This window comes from Nocardioides humilatus (genome assembly GCF_008373755.1).
GTDB lineage: Bacteria > Actinomycetota > Actinomycetes > Propionibacteriales > Nocardioidaceae > Nocardioides > Nocardioides humilatus.
The window spans coordinates 1-277 of record NZ_VUJV01000216.1; the positions used below are offsets into that span (position 1 = coordinate 1).

1 protein-coding gene is annotated in these 277 nt (G+C 49.8%); it reads right to left on the bottom strand.

Annotation, left to right across the window (positions count from 1 at the left end; all coding sequences use genetic code 11):
- On the bottom strand, positions 1–277 hold a 277-nt coding region (locus F0U44_RS24500; RefSeq protein ID WP_188113658.1), incomplete at both ends, for a ribosomal protein S19 family protein.

Sequence of the window (277 nt, forward strand, 5' to 3'; positions counted from 1 at the left end):
CGACAATTGAACCGACCATCTCGGGAACGATGATCATGTTTCTCAAGTGAGTCTTCACGATCTCTGGCTTCTCATTCGGAGGAGCCTCTTTCTTGGCGCGACGCAGCTTCTTGACCAATGCCATTGGTTTACGTTTAAGACCACGAGCGAACCGCCGGCGCGCACGGGCATGCATTAATTCCATGAGTTGCTCATTGGGCATATCAAGGAGCTGATCGAGATCAACTCCCCGGTAAGTGAACTTCCTGAAAATACGCTTTTTCTTGAGGGTTTCGTT